The following is an 18,184-nucleotide window of genomic DNA, read 5'->3' on the forward strand; positions in this document are numbered from 1 at the left end:
GAGCGTTGCCTCTGTGTATCGCGGCATACAATTTATAAGGGCCGGAGGCGGTTCCGCCTCGAAAGCTGTGTGGCAATCGCGGGCCGACGGTGAATCGGACGAGAGCGACGCCGAATCGTCAGTCCAGTTCGCGCGCCAGCACGACACGAAGCTCCGCGATGTCGGCGGCGTCGTGGGTCAGCGACTCCCCGTCCACGGTCAGGTCCAGCGTGCCCGAGTCGTCGGCCTCGCCGACGTCTGCGACCGGAGCGACGCCCTCGAAGGATTCGCGGACCGCCTCGGGGTCGGTCGTCGCCACGACCGCGCGGCCGGGCGTCTCGGCGAACAGGGCTTCGAGCGAGTCGAGTTCGGCCGAGAGGCCCGCTTCGTCGGTGACCATCTCGGCGAGCGCGACCGCCAGTCCGCCGTGGCTCACGTCGTGGACCGCGGCGGTCGCCTCGCAGTCGGCGACTTCGGCCAGCGCCTCCACGACCTCGCGGGGGTTCTCCGGGAGGTGGGGGAACCGGTCGCTGCCGCCCAGTTCGGCCAGCAGTTGCGAACCGCCGAGTCGGTCGCCGCCCGAGTCCCCGACGACCAGCAACGTCGCGTCGCTCGCGTCGCCCGAGAGCGCGGCGGGCGGCGCGTCGTAGCTCTCCTTCGTCCCGGTCATCGCCAGCGTGGGCGTCGGGGGAATCGGGCCGGAGGGCGAGTCGTTGTAGAGCGAGACGTTCCCGCCGACGACCGGCGCGTCGAGCGCCGCGCACATGTCGGCGAGCCCGTCCACGATGCCCTTGAAGCCGCCGTACACGTCGGGCTTCTCTGGGTTGCCGCCGTTCAGACAGTCCACCGCGGCCAGCGGCGTCGCGCCCTTCGCGGCGAGGTTCGTCGCGTTCTCCAGCGCGACGGCGCGCGCTCCCTCGTAGGGCGCGGCGGTCGTCCAGTTGGGGTCCGCGCCCGAGGAGATGGCCAGTCCCTTCTCGGCCTCTCGCAGCGCCAGCACCGCGGCGTCGTCGCCCGGTCCCGTCGCGGTCCGGACCTGCACCTCGTGGTCGTACTGGCGGTAGACCCACCGCTTGCTCGCGGTGTTGGGGTGGCCGACGACCGCCTCGAACGCTTCTCGGAGGTCGGCGTCGGGCAGGTCGCGCTCGGGCTGAGTCCGCTCCTCGGCGTCGAGGTCGTTCATCGGCGCGCCGTCGCCGAGGAACTCGGCATCGACATCGACCACGACGTCACCCTCGAAGGTACAGACGTAATTCCCCTCGGTCACTTTGCCGATGACCGAACAGCCCAAGTCGTACTTCTCGGCGACCTGCTCGACCGCATCGACGTTCTCGGGTCGGACCTCGTAGCACATCCGCTCCTGGGATTCGGCGAGCAGGATTTCGAGCGCGTTCATGTTCGGTTCGCGCTGGTGGACGTCTTCGAGCCGAATCTCCGCGCCGAGACCGCCCTTGGCGACCATCTCGCTCGACGCGCCGCCGAGTCCGGCCGCGCCGAGGTCGCGGGCCGCTTCGACCAAATCGCGGTCCAGCAGGGCCTCGCTGGCTTCGATTAGCAACTTCTCGGTGTAGGGGTCGCCGACCTGCACTGCAGGCCGGTCCTCTGTCTCGGCGTCCTCAGAGAGGTCCTCGCTGGCGAAACTCGCGCCGCCCAGTCCGTCGCGGCCGGTCGCGTTCCCGACCAGCATCAGTTTGTTACCGGGTTCCTTCGCGTCCGCGGTGACGAGGCGCTCGTCGTCCAGCAGGCCGACGCAGGCGACGTTGACCAAGGGATTGCCCTCGTAGTCGTCGTGGAACGCCGTGCTCCCCGCGACGGTCGGGACGCCGATGGAGTTGCCGTAGTCCGAGATACCCTCCACGACGCCCTCCAGCAGGTAGCGGGAGTGTTCGCGGTCGAAGTCACCGAAGTACAGCGAGTCGGCCAGCGCGATGGGGTAGGCACCCATCGAGAGCGTGTCGCGGACGATGCCGCCGACGCCCGTGGCCGCGCCGTCGTAGGGGTCCACGAACGACGGGTGGTTGTGGCTCTCGACGCCCATCGTGACGTACACGCCGTCTGCGACTTCCACGACTGCGGCGTCGTCGCCCGGCCCGACGACGACCTGCTCGCCCGTCGACTCGAAGGCCGACAGGAGCGGTCGAGACGACCGATACGCGCAGTGTTCGCTCCAGAGGTTCTCGAACAGCGCCGCCTCCGCGGGCGTGGGGTCGCGGTCGAGTTCGGCGACGACGAGTTCGCGGTCTTGCTCGGAGAGACTCATTCACCTGTCTGTACAGACACGCCGAATTAATGCCTTTCCATGTGCAGGTGCGTGCATACATCGCTCAGGCCTCGACCGCCGTCGCCCGCTCCACCAGTTCCTGACTCACCCGCCGAATCATCGCCGCGGACGTCGGGTCGAACGCCTCGACGCGGCGGGCCTCGAACGCCTCGCGCTCGACGGTCCGGACGACGCCGGTTTCGACGCCGTCTTCGTCGTCCGGTCGGTCGCCGTTCCGTTCGCCGTCGTCGTCTCGTGCGCCGTCGTCCCACCCGATATCGGCGTCGCCGAGGACGGTCGTGAGGGCCCAGCCGACTTCGATGTCGAGTCGTCGGCCCAGTCCAGCCAGTCGTGGATTCTGTCGGTCTTCTCGGCGTTGACGAGCAGAATCATCGCGTCGGCGGGTTCGGCGACGATGTCGAGTTCGGGGGAGAGTTTGCCCGGCGTGTCCGCGAGGACCAACTGCTCGTCACGTCCCTCGAACGTCGCGCGTTTGGTCCGCGCCGTCTGTTCGTTCCACTCGACGCCCCGGTTGTGGAGCGCCGGCGGGTCGCGGTCGTTGAGCAGGTGAGCCAGCGAATTGTCGGTCACGTCGAGCGTCTCCCACCGGAACGAGAACTCCGCGTCGCTTTCGCGTTTCCGCTCGCGAACGCAATCGACCAGAGCCGCGGCGAACGTGCTCTTGCCCGAATGGGATGGTCCGGCAACGACGACTTTCATGCTAATTCGGTTGCGGGCGAGAGGGCATAAAGCGTCTCGCCCCGGTCGAGAACGCCGCGGGTCGAGAAGCGGCGAAATCCGGGGGCTGCGGCCGAGTGGTCGTCTCGAAATCCTATTCACGGAGACATTCCGCCGTCGGATTCCGGACTTGTAAACCATATTCAGCTATATCGAATAGGCGCTGTCGGAGTAGCAGAGAGTCGGAGTTTAGCTTTCTACAAACCACCAGATTCTATATATGAATGGACTGTATCATTTGCGGCCTCGGTTTTCTCAACGCCGTCCGCGACGACCATCCTGAACCGCTGTTTCTTCTCTTTCCACATCTATATCCCCGGAATAGATTGTTAGTGGAGTGTTTTGAACATGTAGAGACCATGTTGGGGAATGAGTACGCCTACCGTGGGTACGTGAAAACGCATGACCGTACAGTCGCTAGGCGTGCCCCGTTTCAGACGATGTAGTTATGCCCCGCGGGTGCCTGTTGTATCTATGTCTACGATAGCTGCGTTCACTGTTCCTGCTGACGACTTCCCACTCGGACACATCTTCGATTCTTTCCCCGAAATCACTATCGAAATCGAACAAGTGGTCCCCGTAACTGATGCTATTCTCCCCTATTTTTGGGTGCGAGAGGAACCCGTTGAACACGTCCAAACGGCCCTCGAAGCACAAGGCGCGCTCAAGTCGTACACGCTCGTCGACGACCTTGGCGACCAAGGCCTATTCCGTGCCGAGTGGGACCCAGCTGTTGAAGGTATCCTCACCGGGATTATCGACGCAGACCTGACGGTAATCTCCGCGACCGGCACCGAGGATAAATGGAAGTTCGAGTTTCGAGCCGAAGACACCACCCAAATCGCGGCGTTCCAAGAATACTGCGCCGACCACGACATCGCTATTACGTTAGAATACCTTCACTCAGTCGGCGCGCGAACCGATGAAGGTGCGTACGGTCTCACGCCTGAACAACGCGAGGCCGTCTTGCTCGCCTACAAGAATGGCTATTACGAGACACCGCCAGAGACGAACCTTGCTGAACTGGCGGAGGAACTCGGGATTGCCAACCAGTCGTTCTCAGACCGACTCCGCCGAGGGACACGTAATCTCATCGAAGGAACACTCGACGTGACGTGACCGTAGCTGCCTCCTTTTAAACCCGCTGAATATACTGTCGCGAACCTCAATCGAATCGAGTGCCTACGGAGTGGTAGAACATCTCAAAAATGACTGACCCTACTGAAACTGCTTCGGCTACGTCGCACACTACCACGAACAACGACAGAACGACGTACCGTATCCGGGAAGGTGAATCGGTCACCGAGGCTGTCGTCCGCGCCGTCAGTGCTGAGAAAGACTCCCGCCCGACAGAAATCGAATCGCTCTACTCGGTCATCGAAACTGACGCGCTCAACGCGCTGTTCGCACCACAGCTGGGCGGCAGCCGACGGATGGCGAACGGAGCGGTCGCATTCGAGTATAGCGGGTGTGATATCCGGGTCACGCATGACGGAGAGGTCCTCCTTAGAGAGAGTGGGAAGGAGTAAATGTATCAGCTCGATTGCAGCTATTGCGACGTGCTGGTTGAAGGGGAAGCCGTAGACCCGGTGAAAAGAGACGCGAAGACGCACCTCAAAGAGAATCACGCCGAAGATGTGATAACAAATTTAAAGGAACAGTATACAAACGTTCCATGCCAGAACGGGTGTGGATACACAGTTCCTATCCGCGTTGAAAACGGCGCAGGAGTAGAGTGCCCGGAATGCGGCCACGATAACCTTTCACCGCTCTTAGACCAATATGTCCTCTTCAGAATAACAGCAAATAAACCATGACCCGTTCTGTAGAACATGAGCATCCGTGTCTATGCACTCACTCAACTAACGAATGTACTAACTGTCAAGAAGAGGAGGGGGAAGTGACTAAAGTGACATTTGAGAGCGGGAATATCGAATGGGCATCCATTTGCGAGGGTTGCATCATAGAGTACGTTCGGGATTCGAACGTCGCTGAAATCGACCGTGTACGGCTATCATGAAATAGGGTCTGAAGGCACCACAAATTGCACGATTCAGAGCGTAATTGACCAACCAGCGAGTACATATCTACTTCACTCCACCGCGTCAGATGGCTGGATTTCGATGCGGCCTGAACTGAACACTCGCACTGTATGGTCACAATACGTGAACACCACCCTCCCAAACCCACGAGCCGTCCCTGATGGCGTCGGCGCAAACAGCGCATGTGTCGTTAGCCATCGTCGGATTCGAGGTCGCCCGCACGTCCCGTCGTCGGTTCGCTCACAACCAGTCGTCGGGCAGTTCGTCCTGATGGTTGTGAATGAGTTCGAGGAGTGGTCGCAAGTCATCGAAGTCAGGTCCTTTCGTCACCACGTTCTCGTCTCGATTCCAGTCGATAACGCCCATATCCTCCAGTTTCGGGAGGTGCGTGTGGGTCATCTCGATGATGAGTTGGTCGAACTCGTCGTCGGTGGTGGCCAAATCGCCGGGGATGTCGGCTTCGTCTTCTGGATTATGATCGAGTAACGTCATCAGCAGCCGCCGTCGGTACGGATTTTGAAACAGTTCGAGTGCTTCGTCGAACTCCAGCCGAGTGGTGGCGGGTGGCGTCATTTGACTACCACCCATTTCATTCGAAGAGTGAAACACCTATCGTTGACTCATATCCTCACGCCCATGTTCTGAGCTGGACCCCGAACAAGGGGCATGATTCACCCAAATATTCAATACCCAGTTCAGCGTGAAAATGTAGTGGTTTGTTACGGTTCGCACCCGAGACTGTTCACGTTGCCGAACCATGTAACCTAGAGGCTGAATAAACCCGTCTCACGAGTCACACGACCGTGACAGACTCACCAAATCGAAGCGTCACCCGTCCGACGGCCTTGTGCCAGCTGAGGCAGATGGTGCCGACCTCGACCGATTGAAAGCGGTGTGACAGCACATACATCAACTCAAGCTGGCCGAGCTGGCTATATCGACTGGGACGGAGAGACACAGACGGTACGACGTGCCCGAGCTTCGACGAACTCGTACCGCTGCTCGCCGCAGTGAACGACCCCGATGATGTACAGGGCGTGTTCCCTGACCGATAACGACACAATACGATACGTAACGAGAACCCACTACGTGCCTCGAACCATGTCCAGCACACCATCACCGCGAACCGTCCGTGTCCACAACCCGTGTTCTAGAGTACGCCTACAGCCACCACGAACCCGGTATACGGTCGGAGAGTTGCAGAGCCAGTGCGCCCAGTGCCCAGATGACTGGATGGTAAAAGAAAATGAGTATCTCGTCTGGCGCGGCTGTGGATACGTCAGGTATCTCTAACACGTTCACTCACCATGCAAGTAATTGCTGCAATGGAGACCGTCGCTGGAACGGGGAACACCTACCATCTGTTGAATGAGACGAAGTCGGGGAGTCGATGTGGCTCAATCCAAATTGAATCTCGATTTGGTCGGCACGCCCACGAAATGCTGAAACGTGAAGAAGCCGAACAACAGGGCTTGGAGCCCTGCTTACGGTGTCAGTCATATGCCGGTGAGAAATGAACTCAACCGCTCCGTGGGAGGCGAGAACGGTTGCTATCGGAAGGTATGATGGAAAACGAGTATTCCCGCCGGTACAAGGCGTAATCCGCTCTTTTTGCTGCAACGGCACAGCGTGGTGAGAGACTAGGCTAGTATCCTGACGTTGGCTTTCTCCTTCGAAGGGTATTGATGTCTAGGCAAATCGAAAGTAGTCGCACGCCGCTGTAAGTTCGCCATAGGTCAGGTGAACGGTTATGGGATTCGTGTGAACGGATAGCACAGCACTGGTGGTTAATGGAACCTCACGTGGCAGGAAGAGGTATGCAATTCGACGCCCCGAAGGTGCTAGTTGACGCTGACCCACGGCAAGGCACGTACAATGCGACGTACCACTATCCGTCCGACCCACCGAGTACGACGGTCGCGCTCGCGCTCATGGAGATACTGGATAGCAATGTGACTGACCTCACGCCCATGCATGAGGGAGCGAGCGTGAATGCGGACGCGCTCGACGACCTGTTCGACCCGGCTGTGGCCGAAGGTGAGCCGGAGGGGATTGTGACGTTCACCTATCACGACCACACGGTCATGGTCAAAAGTCATGGTCGCATCGTCATCCAGTCTCCGGACGCATCGTCCAGTCGGCCGCTGTGACGGCGACTGGATGACGACGGGGGATGGTGTTACCTACGCTTGGTCGGTAAGCACGTGTGGTGGCCCAGCCTTGTGCTATACTGCTCCCCCATGGTGGGAGGGGTCCGATTGGATATCCTTTTGCACCGATGAGCCTCGGGTTTTTCTCCATACGGAGTGTACCTGCCCCATGGGAGAAAAGGAGACGGCGGACGTCAGTGAGAGCGAGTCGAACGTCCATCATCGGAGCATCTTCGAAGACGTCGATGAAAGCCCCTCGGCGGAGTTAATCGGAATACTCGCGGAACTCAAAGGCGTTGGGACAGACGAGCTTTCGCCCTTGTACTCATGGGTGGATAGTTTGATTAGTGACCTGTACTCGTCGCCGCCACCAGCCGAGACCCAAGCGGTGATTGAGTTCACGTATGAGGACTATCGCATTACGTTGTATCAGGACGGCCACGCTGTGCTGATGGAGCGTACCTCAGAGTCGGGCACCCACTAGCGTTTAGAATCATACGGAGGCAATTCAGTCCAAGCGGGGGTACCCGGCTGATTGCTTCCTGAGTAGACTAAGGACGAGTGCAGAGCATGCGCGTCTAGTAGAGGGATTGATATGTACGGCCACGATTCTGTCCGTCAGCGCGGATGAGATTGTACTGCTCCCGTTTCTGGAGGTGGTTTCTCACCGTGCGGTTGGTTTTCGGGTTGTCGGCTCGGGCTCGATACGCCTCGTATAGTTCACTTGGTTCGATTTCATCGCGCTCGGTGATAATCTCGTAAAGGATGCGTTGGTCAGTCGTGAGCTTCTCAACATTGCGCTGGCGGATTTCCACTTTGGCTTCCGAAACCGCCTCCTGAGTTACTTCATCAGTTACAGTATCGAGTGCTTGCTGAGTAGCACGGCGGGCGGCCACTCGCAATACTTCGATGCCGACGCGTGCGTCACCTGCGGCCGCGTTCGCTATCATCGCCAACTGGTCGGTCGACACGGCGTCTTCGCGGAGTCCCTGCCGAACACGGGGACGGAGAATTTCGACTAGTTCGTCGACGGTGTAGGCGTCGAAGCTGATGCGCGTAACGGTGCGGAGTCGGCTCTGGAGACGCTCGTTGAGTGGCTGCGGAAGTGGGTTGATGTCCATCTCGGTGAGAAGCCACCTGTGCCTGCAGGCGAGATTACCGAAATTATCGGCCTCTGCATCGGCACGGGCTATGGGTAGCTGGTAACGGTTCTTTTGGGTTCAGCAGCGCTGAAGTGGCAACGCTGGTCTTCTGCATTGGATTCCCGCCAATGTGAAGGGAAATTTTCATAGTATAGGGGGCGGGAATCGCTTCAACGAGTCGCATGGTTCTTTCGGCGCTGTGAAACATCGAATAATCTCGGAGTTCGTTTGTGACTCCGCCAAAAGTCGACCTATTGGAGTAGGAGCTGGCCGGCAGCGGACGGACCGCAGACCGGCCATGTCGGACGAACTGGGCGAAGCTCCGTCCGGACTCGGAAAATCGGAGCCGTTCGACGCGAGTCGGCTATCCGCGACCGACTCGGCAGTGAGGTCGTTCCGAGATTTCGCTCTCGGGGGCGAACGACTCCGTACCGAGGCGCTTTTGCCGCCCGCCTGCGAATCCTCGCCCGTGCTATCGGTCGAGCTTCACGCCCACTCGTCGCTATCGTACGACGGCCGGGACCCGGTCGATCTCCTGTTGGAGCAGGCCGCCGCGGTCGGTCTGGACGCGCTGGCGGTCACGGACCACGACGAACTCGCGGCCAGCCTCGAAGCGGTCGAGAAGGCAGGGGAGTACGGACTGGTCGGGATTCCGGGGATGGAGGTCAGTTCCGCGGCGGGCCACGTCCTCGCGCTCGGCATCTCCGAGCGGGTGCCCGCGGGCCTGTCGTTCTCCGAGACGCTCGACCGAATCCACGAGCAGGGCGGCGTCGCCGTCGTTCCCCACCCGTTCCAGAAGTCCCGGAGCGGCGTGATGGCCAACATCACCGAGACCGAACTCGCCGAAGCCGACGCCGTCGAGGTGTACAACTCCCGGCTCCTGACCGGTCGAGGCAATCGGAAGGCCCGGCGGTTCGCCGAACGCCACGACCTCCCACAGACCGCCGGAAGCGACGCTCACATCAGCGAGATGGTCGGGCAGGCGGTCACGCGAATCGACGCCGACGAGCACAGCGCCGCGGCCATCTTGGACGCCATCGCCGACGGCCGGACCACCGTCGAGGGCAAGCGGACTCCGTGGCACGTCAGCTTCCGGCAGGCCGCGGGCGGCGCGAAGCGCCGAGTGAAGAACCGACTCGGCGAGCTACTCTGATGGTCGAACCGACTGACGGGGGAGCAGAGTCGGAGACCGAGATGCGGGGCGCGTCGGCCGAGCGCGTGGCGCGGGCCGTCGCGGACGGGAACGCCCTCTTCGACTCGCCGGGGTTCGCCGGCCGACTCCCGGACGGTCGTCTCGTCCGCGACGTCTTGGGTCGCCAACCGATTTTCGTCGAGAGCGGGAGCGAGGAGGACGTGAGGTGGTCGTTCTCCCCCGGCGACCTCGCCGACCCCGAGCCAGTTCCCGCGGGTCACGTCTTCGACCCCGAGGGAGTCGGAACCGCCGCCGGCGAGGGCGGCCTCCGTGAGGCCGCCCTCGAACGCGTCTTCTCGCTTCCCGACCCCGAGCCTATCCCCGACGACCGCGAGACGGTGCGGAACGTCGGGGGTGCGCTCCGGGAGAGTCTCGCGTCGGTGGAGTCGGGCGCGGCGGCATCCGGCGATCTCGCGGTCGCGTTCTCTGGCGGCGTCGATTCCGCGGTCGTGGCCAGCGCCTTCGACGCGCCGCTGTACGTCGTCGGCTTCCCGGAGAGCCACGACGTGGCGGCGGCCCGGCGCGCGGCGCGTCTGATGGGCCGCGAGGCGGACTTGCGGGTTTTCGAGCTATCTCCCGCGGACGTGGAGCGTGCGGTGCCCGAGGTGGCCCGCGCGACCGGGCGGACGAACGCGATGGACGTGCAAATCGCGCTCCCGCTCTATCTCGCGGCCGAACGCGCTTCTCGCGACGGCTTCGACCGACTTGCGGTCGGACAGGGCGCGGACGAACTGTTCGGCGGGTACGCGAAGGTCGCTCGCGCGCCCGAAGACCCTCGCGTCGAGGCCGAGACGGTGCGCGGCGCGGCCCGCGAGGTGGTGGGGACGCTCCCCGACCAGTTGGAACGCGACGTGCTGGCGCTCCGGGCGGCGGGCGTCGAACCGGTCGCGCCGCTGTTGGACGACCGAGTGGTCCGGGCCGCGCTCGCGCTTCCGGGCGAGTCGCTGGTCGATTCGCGGGGCGAACGCAAGAAGGCGTTCCGACTGGCCGCCCGCGAGTTCGTCCCCGACGGGGTGGCGTTCCGCGAGAAGAAGGCGGTCCAGTACGGCAGTCTGGTCGCCCGCGAGGTGGACCGACTCGCCAGACAGGCCGGGTTCAAGCGCCGGATGGACGACCACGTCTCCCGGTACGTCGCGTCGCTGGTCGAGGAGTGAGTCGGCCGACCGTCGAGTCGGCGGTATCGGAACCAAAATCGTCATTACCGGGAAGTGCCGTATGCAGGGCAATGAGCTACGTCTCTCGGGGAATCGGGGAAATCGGCGGCCGACGGGTCCTGTTGGCGCTCGGCGGACTGTACGTCGCCTTCGCCGTCGGGTTTCCGGTGGCACCCGTCGCCGACCGGACGGTCGGGGGGACCCTCGTCACCTCCCTGTTGGTCGGCGCGAGCGGTCTCACCCTCGCGTACGGCGGCTACCGACTCCCGACGACGAGCGTCCGCCCGGAACTCTTCTCCGTCGTCGCCGGGTGGTCGCTCCGCGCTATCGGCGTCATGCTCGCCATCGTCTTCCTCGGGGCGGCCGTCGGGGGTCTCGAGGATCCGGTGTCGGGGTTCCTCGTCCTCCCGGCCCTCGTCCAGCGGACGGGAGCGGCATCGAACGCGGCGGAACCGACGTCACCATCACGGTCGGCGAACTCCCGACCGGATTCTACGTGGCCGACGACGGTCCCGGAATCCCGGCCGACGACCGAGAGGCGGTGTTCGAATCGGGGTACACGACCGCGAGCGACAACGGTGGGATGGGGTTGGTGCTGCCGTTCGTCTACGAGATGGCCGAGGTGTACGACTGGTCGTGCGCCATCACGGAGAGCGAGACCGGCGGCGCTCGCTTCGAGTTCACGAACGTCACCGTGGCACAGCGTCCGACCGAGTAGCAGGGCCGGAGCCGACGACTCGGGGGTTGACGGGCGGACATGCAGACCCGTCGATGGGCCGACGAGCGGACGCGCCGACTCAGCCCTCGGTCGCCAACTCGGCGAGGGCCTCCCCCACCGACTCGTCCGCCGAAAACGAGAGGCGCTGGCGCTCGTTGTCGATGACGATGGTGACGGTCGCGCGGTCGGGACCGGTCCCGACCGCGCCGCCCGCGGCGAGGAGCAGCACCGACAGCGCGACGAGTCCGGCACCGTTGGTCAGGTCCCGCGTGGCGGCGACGACGCCGACAACCAGACAGAGGCCGCCGCAGGCGCGGAACGCCACCGAGAGGTCCATCCCGTCGTCCGCGGGGTCGGTCTCGACCGCGCGGACGTGGTTGTAGCCGATAGACGTCGTCTCGTCGCCGGTCGCGAAGACGACCCGGCGGTCGGTGGCGGCGAAGTGCGTCGGCGAGTCGGGGAGCACCTGCCACTGGTTGGCCCAGTGGACGTTCCCGGCGGTCCACGAACGGCGGACCTCCTCGCCCGCTTGCAGTTCCGCCTCGATGGCCGCGGGAAGGTCGCGCTCGCCGTCCTCGACGCCGACTTCGCCGACGCTCATGTAAGCGGTCGTTCAGAACGGGGGTTAATTAACTTTCTTACTTGGTAAAACGACACTTCTCTTTGAAGCCACGCCGACGACGGCGAGCGACTACGCGGACCGACGTTCGACCGCCGCTATCGCTTCGACGCCCAACGTCTCGACTTCGGTCGTCAGTTCGTCGAACGACCGAAGGCCGTCCGGGGCGAACCACTCCCACTCGTCGGCGTCGGCCTCGTCGCCAGCGGGGTCGATGTCCCGGTCCTCGGCTTCGCCGAAGTAGACGAAGTCGACGTGCTGGTGGCCGACCTCGCCGTTCGGGTAGACGTCGATGTCGAACAACATGACGTGTTCGGCGGGCGGGAGTTCTCGGCCAGCGACGGCCTCGACGCTCGTCTCGGGTTTCAGCAGGGTTACGTCGAGACCGGTCTCCTCGCGGACCTCCCTCCGGGCCGCCTCGCGGGGGAGTTCGTCGCGGTCCAAGTGGCCGCCGGGCGCGAGCCACATGTCGAGTCGGTCGTGGCGGTGCAACGCAACCGCGCCGTCGTGGACGACGTAGACGGTCGCGGTGAAGTGACGGGTGGTCTCCATGCGTGGGCCGACGAAACGGCGGCGGTTGGGCGTTGCGATTCGGCGTCGAATCGGGTCACAGAACGGGTCGGAACCGACGGATGCGACCGCGACGCGGGCGGCAAAAACAGGGTTTCAGGGCGCGATAGCGTCTTCCTTCGCTTCGAGCAGTTCGTGGTAGCGGTTGCGGATGGTGACCTCGCTGATGTCCGAGACGTCGCTGACTTCGCTCTGGGTCACCTTCTCGTTGCTGAGGAGGGCGGCGGCGTAGACGGCGGCCGCGGCGAGACCGACCGGCGACTTGCCGCTGTGGATGCCCTTCTCGGTCGCGGTGTCCAGCAGGTCGCGGGCGCGGCGCTCTACCTCGTCGCTCACGTCGAGGTCCGAGACGAACCGCGGGACGTAGCTCTTCGGGTCGGCGGGCTGGATTTCGAGGTTCAACTCCCGGACGACGTAGCGGTAGGTCCGCGCGATTTCGTCCTTGTCCACGCGCGAGACCCCGCTGATTTCGTCCAGACTGCGCGGCGTTCCGGCCTGCCGCGCGGCGGCGTAGAGCGCAGAGGTGGCGACGCCCTCGATGGAGCGGCCCGGCAGGAGGTCCTCGTCGAGCGCGCGGCGGTAGATGACCGAGGCGGTCTCTCGGACGTTGTCCGGCAGGCCGAGCGCGGAGGCCATGCGGTCGATTTCGCCGAGCGCCTGCTTGAGGTTGCGCTCCTTGGAGTCGCGGGTGCGGAATCGCTCGTTCCACTTGCGCAGGCGCTGCATCTTCTCGCGCTGGCGACTCCCGAGCGAGTTGCCGTAGGCGTCCTTGTCCTGCCAGCCGATGTTGGTCGAGAGGCCCTTGTCGTGCATCGTGTTGGTCGTCGGCGCGCCGACGCGGGACTTCTGGTCCTTCTCCTTGGCGTCGAACGCGCGCCACTCCGGACCGGGGTCTATCTGGTCCTCGTCTACGACGAGTCCGCACTCGGCACAGACCGTCTCGCCGCGCTCGTCGTCGGTGACGAGATTCCCCCCGCACTCGGGACACTTGGTCTCTTCGCGCTCGGTCTCGGTTTCGTCGGTGGTTCGCTCGTCGGTGTGGGTTCGGGTTCGTGTTTCGGTCATGGTGGAATTTGATGGAGAGAGCTAGCAGTATGTGGGTCGGTCGGCCGCAGACGGGACGGTGGATACCGGGGTCAGAAGACGTTACCTAGTTGTAGCCGTTTCTACTTAAAGACTGTGGCAACGCGCGTTTTCACCGATACTCGTCTCCGACGCGTCTCCGGCGTTCTCGACGGGCCAGAGGCGCGTCTCGGGGTCTCAGGGCGACCCCCCGAATTCGGCAACCTTTAATACTACCTTCGAGGGGTCGGTATCGAAACCCTTACCGACGCCCCGCGGGACTCTACGTGTATGAGCGACACGTCTACTGGGTCCGAGGACTCCGCGCCCGGTCCGGAGGAGGTCCGACACGTCGCCGACCTCGCCCGCGTCGGTCTCGACGACGACGAGGTCGAGCGGTTCACCGAGCAGTTCGCGGACATCCTCGACTACTTCGAGACGCTGGACGAGGTGCCGGAGGTCGAACGCGACGCCGACCTCGTGAACGTCATGCGCGAGGACGAGGTGCGCGACTCCCTCACGCAGGAGGAGGCGCTGGCGAACGCACCCGAGACCGAGGACGGCTACTTCAAGGGACCGAACGTCTCGTAATCTCTCCCGAACGACGACTACCACTACCAACCATGAGCGCAGATTACAACGTATTCATCACCGAGGAGACCATCGAGGGCGCGGACGACGGCCCCCTCGCCGACAGCACCGTCGCGGTCAAGGACAACATCAGCACCGAGGGCGTCCGGACGACCTGCGGGTCGGAGATGCTGGACGACTACGTGCCGCCGTACGACGCCACCGTGGTCGAGCGCCTGAAGGACGCGGGCGCGACCATCGTCGGCAAGGCCAACATGGACGAGTTCGGCATGGGTTCGACCACCGAGACCTCGGCGTTCGGCGCGGCCGAGAACCCCGCCGCACCGGGCCGGGTCCCCGGCGGTTCGTCTGGCGGGAGCGCGGCCGCCGTCGCCGCCGGCGAAGCGGACCTCGCGTTGGGAAGCGACACGGGCGGCTCAATCCGGAACCCCGCCGCCTTCTGCGGCGTCGTCGGCATCAAGCCGACCTACGGGCTGGTCTCGCGCTACGGACTGGTCGCCTACGCCAACAGCCTCGAACAGATCGGTCCGCTCGCGCCCACCGTCGAGGAGGCCGCCGCGCTCCTCGACGCCATCAGCGGGCCGGACGAGCGCGACGCGACGACCCGCGAGGAAGGGGCCGGAACCGACTACGCCGGCGCCGCCACGGGCGACGTGGAGGACACGACTATCGGCGTCCCCGCGGAACTGGTCGAGGGTGCCGACGAGGGCGTCCGCGAGCGCTTCGAGGCGAGCCTCGACGACCTCCGCGAGCGGGGCGCGACCGTCGAAGAGGTCTCGCTCCCCTCGGTCGAACACGCCGTGGAAGCCTACTACGTCATCGCCATGTCCGAGGCGTCCTCGAATCTCGCGCGCTTCGACGGCGTGCGCTACGGCCACTCGGGCGGCTTCGACGGCAACTGGAACGAGGCGTTCTCGAAGGCCCGCGAGGAGGCCTTCGGCGAGGAGGTCAAGCGCCGCATCCTGCTGGGCACCTACGCGCTCTCGGCGGGCTACCACGACAAGTACTACAAGCAGGCTCAGGACGCTCGCGCGTGGGTCAAGCAGGACTTCGACGAGGCCTTCGAGTCGGTGGACGTGCTGGCGAGTCCGACCATGCCGACCCCGCCGTTCGAGGTCGGCGAGAGTCTGGACGACCCGCTCCAGATGTACCTCGCGGACGCCAACACGGTGCCCGTGAACCTCGCGGACCTGCCCGCCATCTCGATCCCGGCCGGTGAGACCGACGGCCTCCCGGTCGGGATTCAGTTCATCGGGCCGGCGTTCGGCGAGGAGGAGATTATCCGCGTCGGGAGTGCGCTGGAGTAGTCGGCGCCTCGTCGCTCTTTTCTGCCGGATTTACCGCCGCTGTCCGGCTTGAGCAGTCAGACGGCCTCCGTCCCAAGTCGCTCCACCGGGTCGCCGACGGCGACGGTCTCGCCCGCCGATTCCTCCGGGACGCGGGTGTTGACCATCAGCCGGAAGGCGTGGTCGAATCGGTCGCCGGCGGTCCAACTCGGGATCGTCTCCTCGCGCCGCCGAACGAACGCCTCCCGGAAGTCGGGCGTCTCTTCGCCCGTATCGGGGTCGCGGCCGGGGACGACGCACCGCTGGCAGGGATGGATGCCGACGAGTTCGACTTCCCCGACTCGGAACCGGACCGCTTCATCCGCGTCGGCGAACAGGCAGTCCTCCCAGAACGGCGGCACGCCGCCGACTTCGACGTTGGCGCGGAACCGACGCCGGGCGGATTCGAGGTCGAAGTCGAACCACGCGGCGACCTCCCGGAGGGTGGCGGTCGAGACGACCGTCGGCCCGTGTCGCTCACGGTCGTCGTGCTGGCCGGACGCGTCCCGCCGCACGCTGACCGCGCGCCCGAAGAACTCGGAGAGTCGGGCGTTCAGGTCGGCGTGGACCGCGGCCTCGTCGTCGCCGGCGTCCGCGAGCGCGAACCGTCGGGAGTCGGACTCGTCGGTGCCCTGCTCGCGTAGCGTGACGCCCGGCCCGCCCGCGTCTCGAGGGTGGAACGTCGAGCGGAGTCGGTGGACGGCGTCGGTCTTCTTCCCGTTGACGTAGTCGCCCGACCCGCCGACGTCGGCCGCGGCCGGGTCGTAGGGGTCGTCTGCGGGCCGGTCCAGAATCGCCCACTCGCGGTCGCCGGCGAGCGCGCCCTCGGCGGCGAGCGTCGCCCGGTCGCGCGGCTCTGGGTCGAGCGACTTGACCGGGAAGTACTGGAGATGCGCGAGGTGCGGGTCGGCGTCGTCGAGTCCGGTGACGGGGTGGTCGCCGTACCAGTCGGACATGGCCGGTAGGTTGGCCGCTGTCCGACAAAAAGCCAGTGAACGGGGTGAAAAGCGTCGAGGGGCCTTACTCGCTGTACGCCAGATTCATGATCCACTGCGAGAAGGCGTCGCTCTCCGCGTCGACCTCCTCCTCGCCGATGAACGGCGAGAGCATGTCGCCCGCCATCAGCAGCGAGAAATCGAGGTCGCGGGCCGCCGGCGTGATGAGGTAGGTGTTGTGGCCCTCGTAGACGGTCTCCTCGCGCTGGACGAGACCCTTCTCGTACAGCGATTCGACGATTCGACTGCCCTTCCGGGAGTCCACGTCGAGTTGCTTCCAGAAGTCGCTCTGGTGGATGCCGCCGGACTCCCGGACGAGTTCGAGTCCCGCGCGCTCCGCGTCGGTGAGGTCCTCCTCGGATACTGCCATACGGGGAACACGGTCCGCGAGCGGTTTAAAACTGACCGTCCGACTCGCTCGTCCGATTTATCCGTCTCCGCCTTCGACCGCGACCTCCTCGTAGTCGGTCTCGCAGGGCGTGCCGTCGGCGAACCAGTACCGCCCCGCGCCCTCGGCGTCGATGGCGACCAGCGACGACGAGCGAGTGCCGTAGCCGTCGGCGTGGACGCAGGCCCCGAGGTCGTGGTCCCGCAGGACCTCCTTCGCGCGCTCGAACCACTCCGCGGAGTCCGTCTCCGAGGTCGCGTCCGGTGCGATCGCACCGGTCGCGTCGTCGGTCGGCAGGTCGGGGTGGACCGCCTCGCGGATGGCCTCGGCCTTCGACGCGGCCCCGTTGTACCCCTCGTTGACGACGACGTGGACGCCGGGGTCGAAGTGGGTCGTCCGGAGGACGCCGTCCCACTCCAGCAGGGCGGCCTCCTCGCGGTCGGCGACGACGAGGTTGAACCCGGCGTACTGGCGGTCTGCGAGTTCGTCTCGGACGAAGGAACTCGCGGCGCTCGCCGACTCGCGGGCCAACGCGTCACGGACGAGCAATCCCCGCGAACGCTCGCCATCGATGTCGGTTCGGCGGTTCGTGACGGCGACGAACAGGCCCGCGTCGTTGTAACCGATCCACGTCCCGCCGGCCTCCTCGTCCCGCGGCGCGACGACGCGGGGGTCCTCGTCGGAGACGCCGGGCGGCCGGGACGGACGGCCGAGCGCCTCGTCGCGGTTCGCCGCCGCGGCTATCGGTGCGTCGTCGAACACCCGCCACGCGAGGATGAGAGTACACACAGTGTACAGTACGGGTCTCTCGGGCTAAAGTTCCGCGGCCTCGCAGGCTCTGTGGGGACGGGTTCGGCGATGGATTTCAGTCGTCGAGAGTGGCTTTCGGTCTGGCGCGTGCTGGCGCGACCTCGTGTCGCGCCAACCGCGCGAGGTCGTGCTGAGCGGAGCGAAGCACGGCTCGTCGGACGCCGTTTGTCCGACGGTGGCTGAGTAGCGCAGCGAAGCGAGCAACGCAAGCGGTTGGGGAGGGCGAGGTGCGGTGCCGTGCGGTCCCGGTGTGATTGGAGTCGGAACCAGTAGCTTCTACTCGATTACCAGTTCGGCTCTGAGGCCGACAGCAACCGCGACCGCTACTATCGCCGACAAAACGGAGTCGCCGCACAGCATCGCAACCGCGCCCCCGTACCTCCCCGCTTGCTGGGGCACGAGGCCCTCGCGGCGCGTCCTGCCGAGAGTGTCACCCGGCGCGTCCCGTC

Annotated in this window: 21 protein-coding genes and 1 pseudogene; 11 read left to right on the forward strand and 11 right to left on the reverse strand. The window is 64.6% G+C overall.

What is annotated here, in order from left to right:
• Positions 1-118: 118 nt before the first annotated feature.
• Together purL and M0R88_RS15095 are read right to left on the reverse strand one after the other, a co-directional pair.
• The gene (gene purL / locus M0R88_RS15090; protein ID WP_248654322.1) at positions 119-2,239 is read right to left on the reverse strand and encodes a phosphoribosylformylglycinamidine synthase subunit PurL; all 2,121 of its coding nucleotides are present in this window, start codon (positions 2,237-2,239) and stop codon (positions 119-121) included.
• Between the two features lie 117 nt (positions 2,240-2,356).
• A complete protein-coding gene (locus tag M0R88_RS15095) occupies positions 2,357-2,959 on the reverse strand; it encodes a hypothetical protein (protein WP_248654323.1) in 603 nt (200 codons plus the stop codon).
• 492 nt (positions 2,960-3,451) lie between these two features.
• Between M0R88_RS15095 and M0R88_RS15100 the strand changes: the two genes are divergently transcribed.
• From M0R88_RS15100 to M0R88_RS15110, 3 genes are all read left to right on the forward strand, one after another.
• On the forward strand, positions 3,452-4,096 hold the full coding sequence (locus M0R88_RS15100) for a helix-turn-helix domain-containing protein (protein ID WP_248654324.1): 645 nt from the start codon (positions 3,452-3,454) through the stop codon (positions 4,094-4,096).
• An 89-nt stretch (positions 4,097-4,185) separates the two neighbouring features.
• Positions 4,186-4,506, forward strand: coding sequence for a DdfA family disk-determining factor (gene ddfA, locus M0R88_RS15105; RefSeq protein ID WP_248654325.1), 321 nt, complete (start codon positions 4,186-4,188; stop codon positions 4,504-4,506).
• Positions 4,507-4,794 carry a hypothetical protein gene (locus M0R88_RS15110; protein ID WP_248654326.1) on the forward strand — a complete coding sequence of 96 codons (288 nt, stop codon included), beginning with the start codon at positions 4,507-4,509 and terminating at the stop codon, positions 4,792-4,794.
• Between the two features lie 275 nt (positions 4,795-5,069).
• Here the strand turns inward: M0R88_RS15110 and M0R88_RS18770 are convergent, their stop codons facing one another.
• Both M0R88_RS18770 and M0R88_RS15115 read right to left on the reverse strand, forming a co-directional pair.
• Positions 5,070-5,327, reverse strand: coding sequence for a HalOD1 output domain-containing protein (locus M0R88_RS18770; RefSeq protein WP_368409356.1), 258 nt, complete (start codon positions 5,325-5,327; stop codon positions 5,070-5,072).
• Complete coding sequence (locus M0R88_RS15115) at positions 5,260-5,592, reverse strand: DUF7344 domain-containing protein (protein WP_248654327.1); 333 nt, start codon at positions 5,590-5,592, stop codon at positions 5,260-5,262. The genes M0R88_RS18770 and M0R88_RS15115 overlap by 68 nt, the downstream gene beginning before the upstream one ends.
• A gap of 1,244 nt (positions 5,593-6,836) precedes the next feature.
• Between M0R88_RS15115 and M0R88_RS15120 the strand changes: the two genes are divergently transcribed.
• Entirely contained in the window at positions 6,837-7,169 is a 333-nt protein-coding gene (locus M0R88_RS15120; RefSeq protein ID WP_248654328.1) for a HalOD1 output domain-containing protein, read from the forward strand.
• Between the two features lie 169 nt (positions 7,170-7,338).
• Complete coding sequence (locus tag M0R88_RS15125; protein WP_248654329.1) at positions 7,339-7,653, forward strand: HalOD1 output domain-containing protein; 315 nt, start codon at positions 7,339-7,341, stop codon at positions 7,651-7,653.
• Positions 7,654-7,747: 94 nt separating this feature from the next.
• Here the strand turns inward: M0R88_RS15125 and M0R88_RS15130 are convergent, their stop codons facing one another.
• Complete coding sequence (locus tag M0R88_RS15130) at positions 7,748-8,290, reverse strand: Cdc6/Cdc18 family protein (protein ID WP_248654330.1); 543 nt, start codon at positions 8,288-8,290, stop codon at positions 7,748-7,750.
• 490 nt (positions 8,291-8,780) lie between these two features.
• Here M0R88_RS15130 and M0R88_RS15135 point away from each other — a divergent pair, with 490 nt between their 5' ends.
• The 4 genes and pseudogenes from M0R88_RS15135 to M0R88_RS18840 all read left to right on the forward strand — a co-directional run bounded on the left by M0R88_RS15135 (position 8,781) and on the right by M0R88_RS18840 (position 11,375).
• The gene (locus M0R88_RS15135; RefSeq protein WP_248654331.1) at positions 8,781-9,464 is read left to right on the forward strand and encodes a PHP domain-containing protein; all 684 of its coding nucleotides are present in this window, start codon (positions 8,781-8,783) and stop codon (positions 9,462-9,464) included.
• Between the two features lie 41 nt (positions 9,465-9,505).
• The gene (locus M0R88_RS15140) at positions 9,506-10,657 is read left to right on the forward strand and encodes an asparagine synthase C-terminal domain-containing protein (RefSeq protein WP_248656720.1); all 1,152 of its coding nucleotides are present in this window, start codon (positions 9,506-9,508) and stop codon (positions 10,655-10,657) included.
• 71 nt (positions 10,658-10,728) lie between these two features.
• Positions 10,729-11,016 (forward strand): annotated as a pseudogene (locus M0R88_RS18775) (ATP-binding protein); the annotation flags it as partial.
• Between the two features lie 137 nt (positions 11,017-11,153).
• Positions 11,154-11,375 carry an ATP-binding protein gene (locus tag M0R88_RS18840; protein WP_248654332.1) on the forward strand — a complete coding sequence of 74 codons (222 nt, stop codon included), beginning with the start codon at positions 11,154-11,156 and terminating at the stop codon, positions 11,373-11,375.
• A 79-nt stretch (positions 11,376-11,454) separates the two neighbouring features.
• On the opposite strand, the gene M0R88_RS15150 is transcribed toward M0R88_RS18840, so the two are convergent.
• The 3 genes from M0R88_RS15150 to M0R88_RS15160 form a co-directional block, all read right to left on the reverse strand.
• Positions 11,455-11,976: a hypothetical protein gene (locus tag M0R88_RS15150; RefSeq protein WP_248654333.1), complete on the reverse strand. Its 522-nt coding sequence runs from the start codon at positions 11,974-11,976 to the stop codon at positions 11,455-11,457.
• A 90-nt stretch (positions 11,977-12,066) separates the two neighbouring features.
• Positions 12,067-12,546 carry an NUDIX hydrolase gene (locus M0R88_RS15155; protein ID WP_248654334.1) on the reverse strand — a complete coding sequence of 160 codons (480 nt, stop codon included), beginning with the start codon at positions 12,544-12,546 and terminating at the stop codon, positions 12,067-12,069.
• Positions 12,547-12,660: 114 nt separating this feature from the next.
• Positions 12,661-13,629 carry a transcription initiation factor IIB gene (locus tag M0R88_RS15160; RefSeq protein ID WP_248654335.1) on the reverse strand — a complete coding sequence of 323 codons (969 nt, stop codon included), beginning with the start codon at positions 13,627-13,629 and terminating at the stop codon, positions 12,661-12,663.
• Positions 13,630-13,917: 288 nt separating this feature from the next.
• On the opposite strand from M0R88_RS15160, the gene gatC reads away from it, so the two are divergent.
• Both gatC and gatA read left to right on the forward strand, forming a co-directional pair.
• Positions 13,918-14,217, forward strand: a complete 300-nt coding sequence (gene gatC, locus M0R88_RS15165; protein WP_248654336.1) for an Asp-tRNA(Asn)/Glu-tRNA(Gln) amidotransferase subunit GatC — start codon at positions 13,918-13,920, stop codon at positions 14,215-14,217.
• Between the two features lie 32 nt (positions 14,218-14,249).
• The gene (gene gatA, locus M0R88_RS15170) at positions 14,250-15,524 is read left to right on the forward strand and encodes an Asp-tRNA(Asn)/Glu-tRNA(Gln) amidotransferase subunit GatA (protein WP_248654337.1); all 1,275 of its coding nucleotides are present in this window, start codon (positions 14,250-14,252) and stop codon (positions 15,522-15,524) included.
• Between the two features lie 56 nt (positions 15,525-15,580).
• Here the strand turns inward: gatA and M0R88_RS15175 are convergent, their stop codons facing one another.
• The 3 genes from M0R88_RS15175 to M0R88_RS15185 form a co-directional block, all read right to left on the reverse strand.
• Entirely contained in the window at positions 15,581-16,498 is a 918-nt protein-coding gene (locus tag M0R88_RS15175; protein WP_248654338.1) for an MOSC domain-containing protein, read from the reverse strand.
• A gap of 64 nt (positions 16,499-16,562) precedes the next feature.
• Entirely contained in the window at positions 16,563-16,907 is a 345-nt protein-coding gene (locus tag M0R88_RS15180; protein ID WP_135851153.1) for a helix-turn-helix transcriptional regulator, read from the reverse strand.
• A 57-nt stretch (positions 16,908-16,964) separates the two neighbouring features.
• Complete coding sequence (locus M0R88_RS15185; RefSeq protein ID WP_248654339.1) at positions 16,965-17,714, reverse strand: NRDE family protein; 750 nt, start codon at positions 17,712-17,714, stop codon at positions 16,965-16,967.
• Between the last annotated feature and the right edge of the window lie 470 nt (positions 17,715-18,184).

Source organism: Halorussus gelatinilyticus (assembly GCF_023238445.1).
Lineage (GTDB): Archaea > Halobacteriota > Halobacteria > Halobacteriales > Haladaptataceae > Halorussus > Halorussus gelatinilyticus.

Bases quoted from the DNA above. Each gene is read 5' to 3' on its own strand.
- purL (WP_248654322.1), bottom strand. From the start codon at position 2,239: ATGAGTCTCTCCGAGCAAGACCGCGAACTCGTCGTCGCCGAACTCGAC.
- M0R88_RS15095 (WP_248654323.1), bottom strand. From the start codon at position 2,959: ATGAAAGTCGTCGTTGCCGGACCATCCCATTCGGGCAAGAGCACGTTC.
- M0R88_RS15100 (WP_248654324.1), top strand. From the start codon at position 3,452: ATGTCTACGATAGCTGCGTTCACTGTTCCTGCTGACGACTTCCCACTC.
- ddfA (WP_248654325.1), top strand. From the start codon at position 4,186: ATGACTGACCCTACTGAAACTGCTTCGGCTACGTCGCACACTACCACG.
- M0R88_RS15110 (WP_248654326.1), top strand. From the start codon at position 4,507: ATGTATCAGCTCGATTGCAGCTATTGCGACGTGCTGGTTGAAGGGGAA.
- M0R88_RS18770 (WP_368409356.1), bottom strand. From the start codon at position 5,327: ATGACTTGCGACCACTCCTCGAACTCATTCACAACCATCAGGACGAAC.
- M0R88_RS15115 (WP_248654327.1), bottom strand. From the start codon at position 5,592: ATGACGCCACCCGCCACCACTCGGCTGGAGTTCGACGAAGCACTCGAA.
- M0R88_RS15120 (WP_248654328.1), top strand. From the start codon at position 6,837: ATGCAATTCGACGCCCCGAAGGTGCTAGTTGACGCTGACCCACGGCAA.
- M0R88_RS15125 (WP_248654329.1), top strand. From the start codon at position 7,339: ATGGGAGAAAAGGAGACGGCGGACGTCAGTGAGAGCGAGTCGAACGTC.
- M0R88_RS15130 (WP_248654330.1), bottom strand. From the start codon at position 8,290: ATGGACATCAACCCACTTCCGCAGCCACTCAACGAGCGTCTCCAGAGC.
- M0R88_RS15140 (WP_248656720.1), top strand. From the start codon at position 9,506: ATGCGGGGCGCGTCGGCCGAGCGCGTGGCGCGGGCCGTCGCGGACGGG.
- M0R88_RS15150 (WP_248654333.1), bottom strand. From the start codon at position 11,976: ATGAGCGTCGGCGAAGTCGGCGTCGAGGACGGCGAGCGCGACCTTCCC.
- M0R88_RS15155 (WP_248654334.1), bottom strand. From the start codon at position 12,546: ATGGAGACCACCCGTCACTTCACCGCGACCGTCTACGTCGTCCACGAC.
- M0R88_RS15160 (WP_248654335.1), bottom strand. From the start codon at position 13,629: ATGACCGAAACACGAACCCGAACCCACACCGACGAGCGAACCACCGAC.
- gatC (WP_248654336.1), top strand. From the start codon at position 13,918: ATGAGCGACACGTCTACTGGGTCCGAGGACTCCGCGCCCGGTCCGGAG.
- gatA (WP_248654337.1), top strand. From the start codon at position 14,250: ATGAGCGCAGATTACAACGTATTCATCACCGAGGAGACCATCGAGGGC.
- M0R88_RS15175 (WP_248654338.1), bottom strand. From the start codon at position 16,498: ATGTCCGACTGGTACGGCGACCACCCCGTCACCGGACTCGACGACGCC.
- M0R88_RS15180 (WP_135851153.1), bottom strand. From the start codon at position 16,907: ATGGCAGTATCCGAGGAGGACCTCACCGACGCGGAGCGCGCGGGACTC.